19 protein-coding genes are annotated in these 17216 nt (G+C 64.4%); 3 read left to right on the forward strand and 16 right to left on the reverse strand.

Annotated features, from left to right (window positions below):
• Positions 1 to 9 precede the first annotated feature (9 nt).
• Both BMX16_RS06955 and BMX16_RS06960 read left to right on the forward strand, forming a co-directional pair.
• Positions 10 to 1062 carry a sugar phosphate isomerase/epimerase family protein gene (locus BMX16_RS06955; protein ID WP_089900799.1) on the forward strand — a complete coding sequence of 351 codons (1053 nt, stop codon included), beginning with the start codon at positions 10 to 12 and terminating at the stop codon, positions 1060 to 1062.
• A 108-nt stretch (positions 1063 to 1170) separates the two neighbouring features.
• Positions 1171 to 2292 carry a Gfo/Idh/MocA family protein gene (locus tag BMX16_RS06960; RefSeq protein ID WP_089900802.1) on the forward strand — a complete coding sequence of 374 codons (1122 nt, stop codon included), beginning with the start codon at positions 1171 to 1173 and terminating at the stop codon, positions 2290 to 2292.
• 5 nt (positions 2293 to 2297) lie between these two features.
• Here the strand turns inward: BMX16_RS06960 and BMX16_RS06965 are convergent, their stop codons facing one another.
• Both BMX16_RS06965 and BMX16_RS06970 read right to left on the reverse strand, forming a co-directional pair.
• On the reverse strand, positions 2298 to 2672 hold the full coding sequence (locus BMX16_RS06965; protein ID WP_089900805.1) for a response regulator transcription factor: 375 nt from the start codon (positions 2670 to 2672) through the stop codon (positions 2298 to 2300).
• Complete coding sequence (locus BMX16_RS06970; protein ID WP_177174598.1) at positions 2626 to 6108, reverse strand: chemotaxis protein CheB; 3483 nt, start codon at positions 6106 to 6108, stop codon at positions 2626 to 2628. Before BMX16_RS06970 ends, BMX16_RS06965 begins: the two co-directional genes overlap by 47 nt.
• Before the next feature lie 79 nt (positions 6109 to 6187).
• On the opposite strand from BMX16_RS06970, the gene BMX16_RS06975 reads away from it, so the two are divergent.
• Positions 6188 to 6709, forward strand: coding sequence for a PAS domain-containing protein (locus BMX16_RS06975; RefSeq protein WP_177174599.1), 522 nt, complete (start codon positions 6188 to 6190; stop codon positions 6707 to 6709).
• Between the two features lie 16 nt (positions 6710 to 6725).
• Here the strand turns inward: BMX16_RS06975 and BMX16_RS06980 are convergent, their stop codons facing one another.
• The 14 genes from BMX16_RS06980 to BMX16_RS07045 form a co-directional block, all read right to left on the reverse strand.
• On the reverse strand, positions 6726 to 7457 hold the full coding sequence (locus tag BMX16_RS06980; RefSeq protein ID WP_089900815.1) for a proteasome-type protease: 732 nt from the start codon (positions 7455 to 7457) through the stop codon (positions 6726 to 6728).
• A 30-nt stretch (positions 7458 to 7487) separates the two neighbouring features.
• Positions 7488 to 8285, reverse strand: coding sequence for a transglutaminase family protein (locus tag BMX16_RS06985; RefSeq protein ID WP_089900818.1), 798 nt, complete (start codon positions 8283 to 8285; stop codon positions 7488 to 7490).
• Between the two features lie 9 nt (positions 8286 to 8294).
• Positions 8295 to 9236 (reverse strand): alpha-E domain-containing protein, encoded by a 942-nt coding sequence (locus tag BMX16_RS06990; RefSeq protein ID WP_089900823.1) that lies wholly within the window; start codon positions 9234 to 9236, stop codon positions 8295 to 8297.
• 2 nt (positions 9237 to 9238) lie between these two features.
• Complete coding sequence (locus BMX16_RS06995) at positions 9239 to 10666, reverse strand: circularly permuted type 2 ATP-grasp protein (RefSeq protein WP_089900826.1); 1428 nt, start codon at positions 10664 to 10666, stop codon at positions 9239 to 9241.
• 61 nt (positions 10667 to 10727) lie between these two features.
• The gene (locus tag BMX16_RS07000; RefSeq protein ID WP_218139848.1) at positions 10728 to 11504 is read right to left on the reverse strand and encodes a transglutaminase-like domain-containing protein; all 777 of its coding nucleotides are present in this window, start codon (positions 11502 to 11504) and stop codon (positions 10728 to 10730) included.
• Between the two features lie 68 nt (positions 11505 to 11572).
• A complete protein-coding gene (ureG, locus tag BMX16_RS07005) occupies positions 11573 to 12193 on the reverse strand; it encodes an urease accessory protein UreG (RefSeq protein WP_089900829.1) in 621 nt (206 codons plus the stop codon).
• Entirely contained in the window at positions 12190 to 12852 is a 663-nt protein-coding gene (locus tag BMX16_RS07010; protein WP_089900832.1) for an urease accessory protein UreF, read from the reverse strand. Before BMX16_RS07010 ends, ureG begins: the two co-directional genes overlap by 4 nt.
• Complete coding sequence (locus tag BMX16_RS07015) at positions 12842 to 13318, reverse strand: urease accessory protein UreE (RefSeq protein ID WP_089900835.1); 477 nt, start codon at positions 13316 to 13318, stop codon at positions 12842 to 12844. The genes BMX16_RS07010 and BMX16_RS07015 overlap by 11 nt, the downstream gene beginning before the upstream one ends.
• A 28-nt stretch (positions 13319 to 13346) precedes the next feature.
• A complete protein-coding gene (locus BMX16_RS07020; protein WP_089900838.1) occupies positions 13347 to 13571 on the reverse strand; it encodes a hypothetical protein in 225 nt (74 codons plus the stop codon).
• 129 nt (positions 13572 to 13700) lie between these two features.
• Positions 13701 to 15410, reverse strand: coding sequence for an urease subunit alpha (gene ureC, locus BMX16_RS07025; RefSeq protein WP_089900841.1), 1710 nt, complete (start codon positions 15408 to 15410; stop codon positions 13701 to 13703).
• 4 nt (positions 15411 to 15414) lie between these two features.
• On the reverse strand, positions 15415 to 15732 hold the full coding sequence (locus tag BMX16_RS07030) for a hypothetical protein (RefSeq protein WP_089900844.1): 318 nt from the start codon (positions 15730 to 15732) through the stop codon (positions 15415 to 15417).
• A gap of 1 nt (position 15733) precedes the next feature.
• The gene (locus BMX16_RS07035) at positions 15734 to 16039 is read right to left on the reverse strand and encodes an urease subunit beta (RefSeq protein ID WP_089900847.1); all 306 of its coding nucleotides are present in this window, start codon (positions 16037 to 16039) and stop codon (positions 15734 to 15736) included.
• 42 nt (positions 16040 to 16081) lie between these two features.
• Complete coding sequence (locus BMX16_RS07040) at positions 16082 to 16384, reverse strand: urease subunit gamma (protein WP_089900850.1); 303 nt, start codon at positions 16382 to 16384, stop codon at positions 16082 to 16084.
• A gap of 1 nt (position 16385) precedes the next feature.
• Complete coding sequence (locus BMX16_RS07045; RefSeq protein WP_245731404.1) at positions 16386 to 17216, reverse strand: urease accessory protein UreD; 831 nt, start codon at positions 17214 to 17216, stop codon at positions 16386 to 16388.

Genomic DNA, 17216 nt, shown 5'->3' on the forward strand with positions numbered 1-17216 from the left:
GACGCGACCATGAAGACCATCAAGGGACCAGCGCTGTTTCTGGCGCAGTTCGCTGGGGATCAGGCCCCCTTCGACACATGGGACGGCATCACGAAGTGGGCCAAGGAGATGGGCTACGACGGGGTGCAGGTGCCGACCTGGGACAAGCGGCTGTTCGATCTGGATCAGGCAGCGGCCAGCAAGGGCTGGTGCGACGACTGGAAGGGGCAGGCGGTGGATAACGGGATCACCGTCACCGAACTGTCCACCCACCTGCAGGGTCAGCTGGTCGCGGTCCATCCGGCCTATGATCTGGCCTTCGACGGGTTCGCCGATGCAAGCGTGCATGGCGATCCCAAGGCGCGGCAGGCATGGGCGGTGGATCAGGTGAAAAAGGCGCTGGATGCCTCGGCCCACCTCGGCCTGACCGCACAGGCGACGTTTTCCGGCGCGCTGGCGTGGCCTTACGTCTATCCGTGGCCGCAGCGCCCGGCGGGCCTGGTCGAGGCGGCCTTCGACGATCTGGCAAAGCGCTGGCGTCCCATACTGGACCACGCGGACAGCCGCGGTGTCGATCTGTGCTACGAGATCCATCCCGGCGAGGACCTGCATGACGGCGTGACGTTCGAGATGTTCCTCGAACGGACCGGAAACCACGCGCGGGCCAAGATGCTGTACGATCCGTCGCACTACGTCCTGCAGTGTCTGGATTATCTGGACAACATCGACATCTACAAGGACGTGATCGGCATGTTCCACGTCAAGGACGCGGAGTTCAATCCGACGGGTCGGCAAGGTGTATATGGCGGCTACCAGTCTTGGGTGAACCGTGCCGGACGATTCCGGTCGTTGGGCGACGGTCAGGTCGATTTCGGTGCGGTGTTTTCCAAGATGGCGGCCAACGACTTCGATGGATGGGCCGTGGTCGAATGGGAGTGCGCGCTGAAGCATCCGGAGGATGGGGCCCGCGAGGGTGCCGCGTTCGTGCGTGACCACATCATCCGCGTCACGCCGCATGCCTTCGACGACTTCGCGGCGGGTGGCACCGACGATGCAATGAACCGGAAGATGCTTGGGTTGTGATCCGGGCGGCCGTTGGACCGGGGCCAGCCGTCGCCCATTGGGCTTGGACCAATGGCGCACCAATGGGCGACCCCGGAGTTAATCCGGCCAGATGAAAGGGAAGACGAGATGACACGGATCAGACTGGGCATGGTCGGCGGCGGGCGCGGGGCGTTCATCGGGGCGGTGCATCGCTATGCGGCGCGGCTGGACGACCGTTTTGAGCTGGTGGCGGGGGCGCTGTCGTCCACGCCCGAGAAGGCCTTGGCATCGGGGCAGGATCTGGGGCTGGCCGAGGACCGCATCTATGCGGATTTCGAGGCGATGGCCGAGGCGGAGGCCGCACGCGACGACGGCATTCAGGCCGTCGCCATCGTGACGCCGAACCACATGCATGCGTCCGCCGCCAAGGCGTTCCTGCAGCGCGGCATCCACGTGATCTGCGACAAGCCGCTGACCGCTACACTGGAGGAGGCGCACGCGCTGGTAAAAGTGGCAGAGGCGTCGGATGCGCTTTTCGTGCTGACCCACAACTACACAGGCTATCCGCTGATGCGGCACGCGCGGCAGATGGTGGCGGATGACAAGCTGGGCACGATCCGCGTGGTGCAGGTCGAATATGCGCAGGACTGGCTGACGACCGACGCGGACCCGGACAACAAGCAGGCCGACTGGCGCACCGACCCGGCGCGTTCGGGCGCTGGCGGATCCACCGGCGACATCGGCACGCATGCCTACAACCTTGCGTGTTTCGTCACCGGGCTGACGCTGGACAGCCTTGCGGCCGATCTGCAATCCTTCGTGCCGGGGCGGCGCGTGGACGACAATGGCCATGTCCTGCTGCGGTTTCAGGGCGGTGCGCGTGGCATGTTGTGGTGCTCGCAAGTTGCCCCCGGCAATGAAAACCGCCTGACCCTGCGCATCTATGGCGACAAAGGCGGCCTGTCGTGGGGGCAAGAGAACCCGAACGTCATGGAGTACACGCCCTTCGGCGCACCGACACAGATCCTGACGCGCAACGGCGCATCCGGCGCCAGCGACGGCGTGCGCATTCCCGCCGGTCATCCGGAGGGGTATCTGGAAGGGTTCGCCAATATCTATTCCGCGGCAGCCGACGCCATTGCGGCACATGCCAAGGGCGAGACATCAGCTGCACTTTATCCGACGGTGCAGGACGGTCTGGCGGGGGTCGTGTTCGTCGATGCCTGCGTTCGGTCGTCGGCCAGCAACGCCGCATGGGTGACGGTCTAGACCAACTAGGCCGCAGGGGCCGTCGCCGCAAAGGCGGCGGCGATATCCGCCAGCTGAAACGGCTTTTCGATCAGCTGAAACTGGTCGATCTGCGCGATCTCGTTGCGGTTGTAACCGGACGCGAACACGACATGCGTGCCGCGGCGCGCCAGCCGCATTCCCAGTTCAAGACTGTTTTCGCCGTTCCCGAGGTTCATGTCGAGCAAGGCATAATCGAAACTGCGCGTCTCGCACTTCTCCATCGCGGATTTGAGGTTGTGCGCCATCTCCACGTCGAAGCCCAGATCGTCCTTCAATCCGTCATAGACATCGAGTGCGACGATCACCTCGTCTTCAACGTAGAGAAGGCTGGAGTTCAGCGGAATTGAAGATGGAATCATGCGGTATCTCGATCAGCGCGGCGACAGGTATCGTCATAACGCATGTCAGGCCGCTGGGTTCCCACAGAAATTCGACGGTTCCGTCCAGACTGCCGACGATGGTGGACCGGATCAGTTTGGTTCCGAAGCCGTTGTCGCCGGTATCCTGCGGCACCGGCCCACCCGTTTCCGTCCAGCGGAAGATATAGAGATCGCGCTCTCCATCGTCCTGCCGGACCCACGACAGGCGCACCTTGCCACCAGCCTGCTGGAACGCGCCGTATTTGGCGGCGTTGGTCGCCAGTTCGTGAACCGCCATGCCCAGCGACAGGGCCGCGCGGGCGTTCACGACGATCTCGGGACCCTTCAGCTCGACCCGGTCGGTGCCATAGATCGATGTCAGTTCCGGTTCCAGGATCTGGCTGAGGCTTGCGGACGCCCAGTTGGATTGCGTGAGGAGCTTGTGGGTCTGGGCAAGGGCCTGGATCCGCCGCGACAGGGCGACGAACACCGCGCGATCCACGGTGGCATCGCGGCTGGCACGACTGACGAGGGCCAGCACGTTAGCCAGCATGTTTTTCACCCGGTGCTGCAGCTCTTGCATGATCCTGCGCAATTCGTGCTGCATCTGGATCCGCTCGGTTACGTCGCGGATGTTCAGGCCGACTCCCGCTACCTCTTCGTCATGCAGGACCGGATACCAGTCGGTCTCCCAGATCCGGTCGGCATCCGGATCGCCGCGCACGGCCCCCTGGAACTGACGGTTCTCGAACCGTGCATCGGCGTCCAGCACCTGTCGGGACAGAGATGCCATCTGATCGCGCATCGCCGGCGACAGCAAGCCGAGCGGCTTTCCGATCAGCTCATCCATCGAAAGGCCGGCAAGATCGGCCAGCCGCTGGTTTACGCGCACATAGGTCAGGTTGCGGTCCAGCATGCCCATGGCCTGCGGGCTGACGTTGTAGAGATCCTCGATCTCTGTCAGGCGCTGTTCAGAGAGAGTGCGCTGTGCGTCTGCCTCTTGCGCCAGTTGGTGCAGTTGCGTGACGTCGAACAGCGACAGCACGACACCGCCGTCGCCCAGGTTGCCGTCGCCTTCGAACGGAACGATCCGGGCCCGATAGGTGCCACCGTCGCGTCCCTGGTATTCCGTCTCGACCATCTCGCGCCGGGCGATCACGGCGCGGCAGTCCTTCAGGATCGTCGGCACGTCGAGGTCCGAGCCGATGTCGTCCAGCGGACGTCCCAGATCGGCGGTGACGAAACGGAACTGATTGCGTGCCTCCGGTGTGAACCGGCGCAGGCGCAGGTCGGCGTCGAGAAAGATCGTGCTGACCTTGTTGCTTTCGATGAGGTTGGCCATATCCGCATTCGCGTCGCGGATTTCGGCGATCTTCGTGTTCAACTCGTCGTTGGTCGTCGTCAATTCCTCGTTGGCCGACTGCAATTCCTCGTTCATCGACATCATCTCTTCGTTCGAGCTTTTCAGCTCTTCGTTGGATGTCTCGAGGTCTTCCATCGTTGCGCGTAGGCGGGCGCGCGCCATGTCCAGCTCTGCCTCAAGCTCTCGTAGATAGGTGTGGCTGTCGGTATCGGCGACATTGCTTGCGTGCTGCGGCGCAGTCGTGTCGATCGTCTGTTCCTCGAACACCACGAGGATCTGGGCATCCGCGATCACATGGCCGCCGATCCTCAACCGCCGCCGTTGACCGCCGATGTCGCCGTCGAACAGGATCGTCTGCACCGTATCCATCTTGTAATCGAGGCGCAGCAACCGCCCCAGCGTGGATTCCAGTTCCGGGCGGATCAGTTTCAGCACCGATGTCTGCGGGCGTCCGGCCTTGACCTGCAGGAATTGCGTCGCGGTGGTCGAAGCATAGACGAGGTCGCTGGTATCGCTGAGCACCATGTACGGCGGCGCAAAATGCGCCATGATATCGGCGCCATAGGGGTGCGTCGGTTCGATGTTGGCATCGGCGGCTTGCGCCGTGGGTCTGGTCACCGGACGGTCGGACGGTCGCAGGTCCAGCCGGGCCGGGGGTCCTGGCAGGCGGGAAAAGACGCGGGCGCTGCGCGACACGTCGGTGAACAGGGACTTGCCGTTATTGATGGCCTCGCTGTTGCCAAGGACAAGGAGGCCATTTTCGCGCAGGCCATAGTGAAAGGCGCTGATGACGGCGCGTTGCAACGGCTTCTCCAGATAGATCAGCACGTTGCGGCAGGTCACCATGTCGAGTTGCGAGAACGGCGGATCCTTGATCAGGCTCTGGTTCGAAAACCGGATCATGTTGCGCAAGGTATCGTTGACGACATAGCCGTCGGCGCGCGGGCGAAAGTGGCGTTGCAGGATACTGACCGGCATCTGGTCGGCGATGTCGTTGCCGTATTCGCCACGCCGGGCCACCCGCAGTGCGTCTTCGTCGATGTCGGTGGCAAAGATCGATACGCTGGGCCAGATGTTCAGGCGTTCCATCGTGTCGTGCAGCACGATGGCCACACTGTATGCCTCTTCTCCCGTCGAGCAGCCAGCCACCCAGATCCGCAGGGTCGCCTGCGCGCCGACCTGCGTGACGAGGTCCGGGATCACCGTTTCGCGCAGGGTCTGGAACACGTCCGCATCGCGAAAGAAGCTGGTCACGTTGATGAGGATGCTGCTGAACAGCAGATCCGCCTCGGCAGGGGCGTCGATCAGGTGGCGCAGATAGTCCTGCGACGTCGCGATCCCGAGGATCGACATCCGCACCGCGATCCGGCGCAGCAGGGTACCCGGCTTGTATTCCGAAAAATCGTGGCCGGTGCGGTTGCGCAGGTGGCGGGCGACACGCTGGATCAGCTCGCCATCGGTCATGGCGCCGGTGGTCATGTTGCCGATGTGGTCGAAGAAATCCTCGAGGACGGGCACGATTTCGCCCACCGGCACCACCAGATCGCAGGCCCCCGTGGCGATGGCGCTGCGGGGCATGCCGTCGTGCTTGGCCTCTTCCGGCTTTTGCACCAGCACGAGGCCGCCGTGGTTCTTGATGTCGCGCACGCCCTGACTGCCGTCGCTGCCGGTGCCGGACAGGATGACGCCGACGGCACTCACGCCGGAATTTTGCGCAAGAGAGGTCAGGAACACGTCGATGGGTCGCCGGACACCGCGCGGCTGGGCGAACTTCTCCGTATGAAAGCGGTCCTCAACGATTGTCAGCATCTCTCCGGGGGCGATCAGATAGATGTGGCCCGGCTCTACCGGGCCACCATCGGTGGCGACCACCACGGGGCTGTCCGTGCGTCGGTCAAGCAGTTCCTGCATCAGACTGTCGTGGTCCGGGTCGAGGTGCTGGACGATGACGAAGGTCATCCGCTGCTGGCCCGGCAGGCGTTCGAGAAAGCCCTGGATCGCCTCGAGCCCGCCGGCGGACGCGCCGATGCCCACGATGATCAGCTGGGACGGCGGGTCGATGGGGTCGGTCATGGGTGGCTCCGGCGGTACAAAACGCTTAGGTATCAAATAATGCATTGAGGCGACTGGTCGAGTGTCGGAGGGATACGCGGTGGCGACATTGAACATCGAAGAGGTCGCCCAGCGGCTGGACAAGGCGACGGTTTCGATGTCGATCGCGGACGCTGCGGTGTCCGACATGCCGTTGGTCTATGTCAATCCGGCGTTCTGCGCGGTCACGGGATACGATGCGTCCGACATGATCGGTCGCAACTGCCGGTTCCTGCAGGCGGATCTGGACAACGAAGACCCGCGCCACATCGTGAGGGAGGCGCTGGACAAGGGCACCGGCGCACAGGCGGTGTTCCGCAACAGGCGGCGCGACGGGTCCGAATTCAACAACCTGCTGATCCTCGAACCGCTGCACGACCGCGCCGGTGCGCTGGCCTATGTGGTGGGTGCGCAGTTCGTGATGGACCGCACCACGCGCCCGGCGATGGCGGCCGAACACGGCCTCAAGGTCGTGCACGAGATCGACAAGCTGCTGGCGCTGAACGACCGGTTGCGGGCCACGTCGCGGCAGGCGCTGGCGCGGTCGATGGCCGCAACCGTGCGGCTGTGGCTCGACCGCTGATCGACAGCTTGTCCGACTACAGCTTATAGGTCGGCAACGACACGAAAGCCTCGCGCAACGCATTGCCCCAACCCGCCGAGATCTGGTGGAACACCGGATCGTCCGCCTCGACCCGCGTGCGGTTGAAGATCTCGTAGGTGTCTTTTTCGTACAGCATGATGTCGAACGGCAGGCCGACCGACAGGTTCGACTTGATGGTGGAATCGAACGACACCAGCAGCAGTTTGACCGTGTCCTCGAACGTCATCTCGGGATCGTAGGCACGCACGAGGATCGGTTTGCCGTACTTCGTTTCGCCGATCTGGAAGAACGGGGTTTCGTCGGTCACTTCGACGAAGTTGCCTTCGGGATAGACCATGAACACGGTGGGAATGCCGCCCTTGATCTGGCCGCCGACGATCACCGTGGCGCGGAAATGCGCACCCGACGTGTCACCCATGGGGGACGAATAGGCGATGACTTCCTGCAGGGTCGCGCCGACCAGACGGGCGACCTGGAACATCGTCGGTTCGCGCATGATGCTCGGATCGCGTTCCGCAGCGGACTTGCTGCGTTCTTCCAGTAAGGAAATCAGCGACTGGGTGGTGGCCAGATTGCCGGCGGTCATGATCGTAATGACGCGCTCGCCCGGCGCCTCCCAGGTGAACATCTTGCGGGTCATGGAGAAGTTGTCGACGCCCGCGTTCGTGCGGGTGTCCGACATGAAGACGAGGCCGCGGTTCAGGCGCAGGCCGACGCAATAGGTCATGGGAAATCTCTGCTTTAGGTCAATGCGACCCTACTGCTGCACCTGCAAAGTCACAATCAGCGATTCATCCCCCGGACCCATGCGCAGGCCCTGGACGGGGGCGGCATCGCGGGCGTCGCGTCCCACCGCCAGACGCACATAGCGCGTATCCGGGCTGATCCCGTTGCTGACGTCGAACCCGACCCAGCCCAGCGTCGGCAGATGAACCTCGGCCCAGGCGTGGCTGGCGTCTTGATCCACACGGTCGTCCATCATCAGATAGCCCGAGACATAGCGCGCCGGCAGACCCGCCACACGCGCCGTGGCGATCATGATATGGGCATGGTCCTGGCACACGCCGACGGCACCAGCCAACGCCTCTTCCGCCGTGGTCTCCATATAGGTCTGGCCCGTCGCATAGGGCACGGCGGACAGGATGGTGGCGGACAGCGTGTGCAGATCGGCCAGCAGGTTGGTCGATACCTTCAACGGCTTCGCCAGAGTGCGGATGCCACGGCTGGGTTCGGTCAGGGGCGAGGCCTGCTCGAAATGCCACAGCGGCGCCGCGCCATAGACCTTGCCCAGCACACCCGCCTTGTCGTGGGTCGTGACGGTGCCGCTGGCGGTGATGACAAGATCGGAAGATCCGCGGGTGGTATTCACCAGATCCATGACGTTGCCATGGTGGTCAGCGCAGGTCAGCTCGATCACGCCACCCGTCACGGTCACGGTCCAGTCCTGCACCGTCTGCATCCCGTTCGACGGGGGCCGCAGCCGCAGCCGTTGCAGGGCATAGCCGACCGGCTGGTCATAGTCGTAGCGTGTCGTGTGGGTGATGCGCAGGTCCATGATCCGTCCCTATCCGTAGAACTGGTAGTCGCGTTCGATCAGCAGACCGAGCGCATTGTTGTCCTGAATGAAGGCGGTGATGAACTCGTGCAGCCCCTCGTCGAAAATCGACGCGATGGTGCGTTTCCGCAAGCCCTGCAACATCTGGTCCGCATGGTCATGGCAGGCGTGCCGCGTGCCGTACTCCTCGGCCAGATGATTCATGTTCTCGACCAGTCCCTTCATCGAGAACATCAGACTGCGGGGCAGGCGCGGATCGAGGATCAGGAACTGCGCCACGCTGGCGGCCGTCATGTCCTCTTCGTCCAGCCAGCGGAAGGCGCGGTGTGCGGACACGCTGCGCAGGATGGTTTCCCACTGCACGTTGTCCAGCGACGATCCCACGAGGCTGACCGAAGGCAGCAGCGTGTAATATTTCACGTCGATGATCCGCGCCACGTTGTCGGCGCGCTCGATGAAGGTGCCGATGCGGGCGAAGTCGTAGATGTCGTTGCGCAGCATCGTGCCATGCAGCGCGCCGCGCACCAGCGACGACTGCGACCGGATCACGTCCAGAACGCGGGGCAGGTCGGTTTCGCGGATCGGCTTCTTCAGCAGCTCCTGCATGGTCATCCAGTGGTCATTCACCGCGGTCCAGACCTCGACCGTCAGGGCGGTGCGGACCAGACGGGCATTGTCGCGGGCCGCCTTGATGACCGAATACACCGACGACGGATTGTCCTTGTCGCGCAGCAGGAAGTCGATGGTGTTGGCGGCGTTGTGGTCCGTGTGCTTGCGGCTGTAGTCGTCGCAGACACCGGCGGTCGTCACCACGCTTTCCCATTCGCTGGACGTATCCTGCGAACGTGTCAGCGCGATACGGAATCCGGCCTCGACCAGTCGTGCGGTGTTTTCGGCGCGTTCGAGGAAGCGGAACATCCAGAACAGTCCGCCTGCGGTTTTTCCCAGCATGTTCAGTCCTCCAGCACCCAGGTATCCTTGGTGCCGCCTCCTTGGCTGGAATTCACGACGAGCGACCCTTCCGTCAGGGCGACGCGGGTCAGGCCGCCGGGCGTGATGTTGATCCCCTCCGGGCTGACCAGCACATAGGGGCGAAGGTCGACGTGGCGCGGCGCCAGCCCCTTCTTGACGAAGATCGGCACGGTGGACAGCGACAGCGTGGGCTGCGCGATGTAGTTGCCGGGACGTGCGCGGAGCTTGTCGGCGAAATCGGCCAGCTCCTTCTTGCTGGCGGCGGGACCGACCAGCATGCCGTAACCGCCGGACCCGTGCACTTCCTTGACGACGAGGTCGGCGAGGTTGTCGAGGACGTATTTCAGGCTGTCCGGTTCGCCGCAGCGGAACGTCTCGACATTCTTCAGGATCGCCTTTTCGCCGGTATAGAACTGCACGATGTCGGGCATGTAGCTGTAGATCGCCTTGTCGTCCGACACGCCTGTGCCGGGCGCGTTGGCGATGGTGATGTTGCCCGCGCGGTAGACGTCCATGATGCCGGGCACGCCCAGCATGGATTTCGGATTGAACGTCAGCGGGTCGAGGTATTCGTCGTCCACCCGGCGATAGAGCACGTCGATCTGCTTGTAGCCGCGCGTCGTGCGCATGGCGATATGGCCGTCCACCACGCGCAGATCGTGCCCCTCGACCAGTTCCGCGCCCATCTGGTCGGCAAGGAACGAGTGTTCGTAATACGCCGAATTGTAGATGCCCGGCGTCAGCACGGCGATCACCGGCTTGCCGCCGCAGGACTTCGGTGCGGACGCCGCCAGCGACCGGCGCAGGTTCTTGGGATAGTCGCTGACCGGCTGCACCTTGATGCGGCTGAAGAGCTCCGGGAACATCTGCAGCATCGTCTCGCGGTTTTCGAGCATGTAGCTGACGCCGGACGGTGTGCGGGCATTATCCTCGAGCACGAAGAAGTCGTCTTCACCGGTGCGGACGATGTCGGTGCCAACGATGTGGGTGTAGACGTCGCCCGGCGGCGAAAAGCCCATCATCTGCGGCAGGAACGCGGCATTGCGTGCGATCAGATCGATCGGGATGCGGCCTGCGCGCAGGATTTCCTGACGGTTGTAGATGTCGTGCAGGAACGCGTTGATCGCCCGCACGCGCTGTTCGATGCCCTTCGACAGCTTCGTCCATTCGCGGCTGGAAATGATGCGCGGCACCAGATCGAACGGGATCAGCCGTTCCTGCGCCGCGACCTGACCATACACGTTGAACGTGATGCCCGTCCTGCGGAAAAAAGCCTCGGCCTCTTTCGACTTGCGTGCGAACCGGCCGGGGGGCTGTTCGTCGTACCACGCCTTGTAACCGTCATAGGGGGCGCGGACACCGTCGTCGCCCACGCGCATCTCGTCGAAGTGATCTGGTTTTGTGCTCATGATTGAAATGTTAGTGCTTTCTGGATGAACTGCAAACAAATCGGGCAGAGCGGACGATTTCCTATTCTGCCGTGACCGAAACCGTCTGTTCGTTCAGCATGGCCGATCCGAATGCGGTCAGAAAAGCGACGTCGGCCGCATCGCGACCGACGCCGACCACGATCATGCGGTCCGGCGTGGTCATGCCGGTCGGGTCGATCAAGTGCCAGCCACCGTTCAGATAGACTTCGGTCACGGCGTGGAAATCCGGCGGGGTCACATCCGGGCTGTAGACGCTGACGATCCGCGCGGGGATGGCGCAGGACCGGCAAAAGGCGATCAGCAGATGCGCAAAATCACGGCAGACGCCGCGCCGCGCGTCGAACGTGTCCTGCGCCGTGGTATCGCCGTCGCTGCTGTCGTTGTCATAGGTCAGGTTGTCGGTGATCCACTGCGCCATCGCCTTGACCTTGCGCCCGCCGGCCAGGTGGCCGAACGTCTCCTGCAGAAACTCCGTGAACCCGTCAGCGGTGCAGTAGCGGCTTGGCATCAGGTATTTCACCGTCGGCGCGTTCAACTGATAGAGCGGCGTTTCCGACAGATATTTCATCCGGGCCACGGGACGGTTCACGGTGATCTGCGCCGAATAGGTCAGGATCAGGTCGCCGTTCGTTTCCAGCCAGATGCGGTTGCCGATGCCCTCCTCGGCGGGCATGTCGCGGAACGACTTGTAGGCCGCGATTTCCGTGTTTTCCCACGTCACGACCTGAAAGGCGTCTGTCATCGCCCGGATCTGCAGCAGCACGGTGCACGGCTGCGGTACGCCATAGTTCAGTCGCACAGTGATCTGGCTGTCCAAGGTCGATATCCCGTCAGGAGGTTGATGACGATGCCGGACCGGCGGGGGACTGGCGCACAGCCGCTATGTCATACCACCGCAAGGCCGCCAAGACCCGCGATCCGCGCCACCACCGGATCAAGGCCCTGATCGTGGCGGAGTGCCGTAAAACACACGGTTCCCGCCCCCCGCATCCGTGCTGCATCCCGCGCCATCACCTCGAGCGAGGCACCCACATGCGGGGCCAGATCGGTCTTGTTGATGACGAGGATGTCGGACCGGGTGATCGCGGGGCCGCCCTTGCGGGGAATTTCCTCTCCCGCCGCCACGTCGATGACGTAGATCGTCAGATCCGCCAGTTCGGGGCTGAAGGTGGCAGACAGGTTGTCGCCGCCGCTCTCGATCAGCACCACGTCCAGATCCGGGTGACGGCTGCGCATCTCGGCCACGGCAGCAAGGTTGATGCTGGCATCCTCGCGGATCGCGGTATGCGGGCAACCGCCGGTTTCCACGCCGATGATCCGGTCGGACGGCAGGATCTGCATGCGCATGAGCGCCTCGGCATCCTCCTGCGTATAGATGTCGTTTGTGATGACGCCGATGGACAGCTGGTCGCGGAAGCGGAGCGCCAGCTTCGCCGTCAGCGTCGTCTTGCCGGCGCCCACCGGGCCGCCGATCCCGATGCGCAGCGGGCCGTGGGGGGAAGTCATGAGCGGAAAATCCTCGGTTGCAGGGTTTCGTGACGCATGGCCGCGATTTCGGCCATGAAGGCGCTGGTGCCGATGTCGTCCAGCGTCCAATCGACGGCACCGGCCGCCAGTGTGCGGCAGGTCGGCGCGACCCGCAACAGCAGCGCCTGCGCGCGGGTCTGCCCCAGCGGCATCGCCCGCTGCGCCGCCGACACGAGGCCCGCGGCAAAGGCAAAGAGATAGGTCTGCAAGGTGGGGGTTAGCGCGATGCCCTGCATCCGCGCGGCGGCACCGACAGCCACCGGCAGGCACAGGGGCGGCAGGGTGGTGCCCCACACCGCATTCACCGTCTGGCAAAACGCTTCGCCCTGCGCACTGGTTTCCAGCAACCGTTCGCGCGCGGGCGACAGGGCGCGGGCCAGTGCGTCGATGCAGGCGGGATCGTCGTGGCGATACGCCTCGGCCAGCAGGATCGCGTCGGTGCGTCCGGTGCCGTCTGTCATGACCGTGTGCAGCCAGTCGCCCAGATCATCCGCATGTCGGATGTTGTGGTCGGCGATGGCCTGTTCCAGCCCATGCGAATAGCCGAAGGTTCCCAGCGGAAAGCCCGGCGACAGCCACTGCATCAGCGTCAGCAGGCCGTCGTCGGGTGTCACCGGCAGGTGGCGGTCAATGTGCATGGGGCAGGGTGCGCCCGTGACCGTAGGCGCCGCCTTCCGGACGGAAGGGCGCCTCGACCACGGTGACCGTGGCCCCCAGATGGTCGGCCAGCATGTGACCGATCACCGGGTCGCGCAGGATCAGCAGGTGATCGTCCGCGAACTGGCACGGCATGTGCCGGTTCCCGATGTGCCACGCCAGCCGCGCCAGATCACCGGTGACACGGTACAGCGGCTCGTCCGCCGCCCGGATGCCGACCGTGCGCCCGTCGTCCAAGGCCAGCAGGTCGCCATCGTTCAACGAGGTGGTGTGTTCCAGATCGACAAGAACATCCGTCCCGCCGTCCGTGGTCAGCATCTTGCGCCGCAACAGACGCGCGTCATAGGTCAACGTGCAGGTGTCGAACGGCTCGGGGGCATGGTGATGCCTGTGCCCGTCGCCATGATCGTGGTGCTGCACCAGATGCCGTGCGGTGGGGTGCGTCATGCCGCACCCCCGGCACTGGTCCGTGCCGTCAGACGGCCATCAGGTCGCGGAAGACATGGTGCACGATCCGGTCGCGGGCGATGCCCTTGTGCGCCAGTTCCGCGTCGCTCAGCGCTTCCAGCGCCTTGATCCGATCCACGCGCGAGGCACGGACCATGTAGGCGTTGAAACCCTGCCCGATCGTCGCGAAGAACGCGTCGATCTGGGCGCGGATGGCAAAGTCGGTGGGTGTATCGTGGGTCTGCGTCGTCATTGGAAACCTTGTCTGCGGCCCGTGCCGCTGTCGATTGCATCAGGCCTCCCCCCTTGGTATTGAAAATAGCGTCGGCGGTGCCGACCACAACTGCGTTTCCTGCAACCCCGCTGCCCACCTGCGCCACCCTCAGAACAGGAAGTAGCGCTGCGCCATCGGCAGCACTTCCGCAGGTTGACACGTCAGCAGCACGCCATCGGCCCGCACCTCGTAGGTTTCGGGATCGACCTCGATCTGCGGCAGGGCATCGTTCAGGATCAGGTCGCGCTTGCCGATGTTGCGCGTGTTGCGCACGGCGACCGTCTGCTTGGCCAGCCCCAGCGTGTCGCGGATGCCCGCGTCCTGTGCCGCACCGGAGACAAAGCTGACGCTGCCGTGGCGCAGTGCCGTGCCGAACGCGCCGAACATGGGCCGCGAGTAGACCGGCTGCGGCGTGGGGATGGACGCGTTGGGATCGCCCATCTGCGCCACCACGATGGTGCCCCCCAGCAGTACCATCTCGGGTTTCACGCCAAAGAAGGCGGGGTTCCACAGCACCAGATCGGCGCGCTTGCCCACCGCGATGGACCCGACTTCGTGGCTTACCCCATGTGCAATGGCAGGATTGATCGTGTATTTCGCCATATAGCGGCGCACGCGAAAGTTGTCGTTGTCGCCGGTCTCCTCGGCCAGACGGCCACGCTGTTTCTTCATCTTGTCGGCGGTCTGCCAGGTGCGGATCAGCACCTCGCCCACGCGGCCCATCGCCTGACTGTCGCTTGCGATGATCGAAAACGCGCCCATGTCGTGCAGGATGTCCTCGGCTGCGATCGTCTCGCGCCGGATGCGGCTTTCGGCAAAGGCCACATCCTCGGGGATCGACTTGTCGAGGTGATGGCACACCATCAGCATGTCGAGATGTTCTTCGATCGTGTTCACGGTGAAGGGGCGGGTGGGGTTGGTGGACGACGGCAGCACATGCGCCTCGCCGCAGATCTTGATGATGTCCGGCGCGTGCCCGCCACCGGCGCCTTCGGTATGGAACGCATGGATGGTGCGCCCCTTCATCGCCTTGACCGTATGTTCGACGAAGCCGCTCTCGTTCAGCGTGTCGGTGTGGATCATCACTTGCACGTCCATGTCGTCGGCCACGCTCAGGCAGCAGTCGATGGCGGCGGGCGTGGTGCCCCAGTCCTCGTGCAGCTTCAGCGAACAGGCACCGGCCATGACCATCTCGACCAAGGCACCCGGTTGGCTCGCGTTGCCCTTGCCCGCCAGCCCGATGTTCATGGGAATGCCGTCGAAGGCTTGCAGCATCCGTCCTATATGCCAGCTGCCGGGGGTGCAGGTCGTCGCCAGCGTGCCGTGCGCAGGCCCGGTGCCGCCGCCGAAGCATGTTGTGACGCCGGAGTGCAGCGAATCCTCCATCTGCTGCGGCGCGATGAAGTGGATGTGCGAATCGAACCCGCCCGCCGTCAGGATGCGGCCTTCGCCTGCGATGATTTCCGTCCCCGGCCCGATGATGATGTCCACGCCCGACTGCGTGTCGGGATTGCCCGCCTTGCCGATGGCGTGGATGCGGCCGTTGTGGATCGCCACGTCGGCCTTCCAGATGCCCGCATGATCCACGATCAGCGCGTTGGTGATCACGGTGTCCACCGCCCCGTTCGCCCGCGTGACCTGGGATTGCCCCATGCCGTCGCGGATCACCTTGCCGCCGCCGAACTTCACCTCCTCGCCATAGGTGGTCAGGTCGCGTTCTACCTCGATGATCAGGTCGGTGTCGGCCAACCGCACCCGGTCGCCCGTGGTGGGGCCGAAGGTGGCGGCATAGTTCGCGCGGGACATCAGGGCTGGCATGGGCTCACTTCATCAGGCTGGGGCCGCGCTTGCCCAACCGCTGGGCGTTGGCGCGGGTCTTCTGGCGCAGCGGCTTCACCGCGGCGTTCACGATCTGGTCGGGGCGCTTGCCGGTCATCGCGGCCAGCGTGGCGTTCTGCATGGACCGGGTCACCGCCTCGGTCTTTTCGCTGACCATGCGGTCGTTCTCGCCCGCCGTGACGGACCACAGCCCGCCCCAGCCCATCATCCGCATCAGGATGACCGACTGCGCCTCGAACATCATCTGACCGATCTGCACGTTCATCCGGAACAGCTCGAACGGTGTCGCATTGCGTGCCATCTTACAGGGCTCCCATGATCTCTGCGTTGAAGCCATAGATATGCCGCCGCCCGCCGATTGCGATCAGCCTGACCTCGCGCCGCTGGCCCGGTTCGAACCGCACGGCGGACCCCGGCGGAATGTCCAGCCGCATGCCCCGCGCCACCGCCCGGTCGAAATCCAGCGCCGGGTTCGTTTCCGCAAAGTGATAATGGCTGCCGACCTGCACCGGCCTGTCGCCGGTATTGCCGACCATCAGCGTGACGACGGTGGCACCGACGTTCAGCTCGATCTCGCCCGCTGCCGGGAAAACCTCACCGGGGATCACGCCCCTGTCCTCGCTTTTTCCAAAATACTCACCTTCATCTTGTCAACGGATCGGCTGGTGCACGGTCACCAGCTTGGTGCCGTCCGGAAACGTCGCCTCGACCTGCACCTCCGGCAGCATCTCGCTGATCCCCTCCATGCACTGGTCGCGGGTCACGACATACGCGCCGGCCTCCATCATGTCGGCCACGCTGCGCCCGTCGCGCGCGCCTTCCACCACCGTGTCGGTGATCAGGGCGATCGCCTCCGGATAATTCAGCTTCACCCCACGGGCGAGGCGCTTGCGCGCGACCTCGGCGGCCATGGCGATCAGCAGTTTGTCTTTTTCGCGCGGTGTCAGTTGCATGTCACAGGGTCCAGGTCGGGGGCAGGGGGCCGCGCAGCGCGGTCAGCACGGGGATCAGCGCTTTGCGCATCGCGTGGCTGTCGGCGGCCAGCAGGCGCGCGAACAGCACGCCACAGCTGATCAGACTGACGCCGCCGGTGGCAGGCATCAGGGCGCGCAGGGTCGTCAGGTATGTCTCGGCCTCTGGTGCGATCAGGGTGACGCTGGCGATGCAGTTCGCCGGGCCGCCGCACCACGGTGCCGCCATCCGGTCGGACACCGCGCCCGTCAGCGCGATGGCGTCGGCGAACACCAGCGCGCCGTCCCGCGTCACGCGCACGTCGTCCTTCAGGAACCCCGTCCCGATCCGTTCGCCCATCAGCGCACGGCCCAGCACCAGCGTCTCGACGCCCAGAAACCGGGCATCCGGCGCCATCGTCACGTCCAGCCTGCGGCGCAGGCTGCAACGGTCGAACAGGATCGTCTCTTGCGGCAGCCAGTCGATGCGCGCGCCTGCACCTATGGTCAGTTGCGCCGTCATGCGGGCCGTCTGGCCCGGCTGTGCCTTGTAGATCCGCTCTGCCGTCTGGGTCGTCAGCGTCAGGGCGCTGCCTGCCGCGACATCCGCCACCAGATCGAAGCGGTCGCCGCCCGTCACGCCGCCCGCGGTGTTCAGCGTCACAGCCAGCAGGTCGGACCCGGCATGGCGTGGAAAGAACGCCTTGGACGCCCCCGACTGGCGCAACGTGCCCAGCCTGTTGCCATCACGCGCACCGATCCGTAGCCCACCCACGGCGCGGGGCGTGAAACGATGGGGGTCGTCGGTCAGGATCTGGGTGGTTGCAGTGTTCAT

This window comes from Loktanella fryxellensis, assembly GCF_900110065.1.
Taxonomy (GTDB): domain Bacteria; phylum Pseudomonadota; class Alphaproteobacteria; order Rhodobacterales; family Rhodobacteraceae; genus Loktanella; species Loktanella fryxellensis.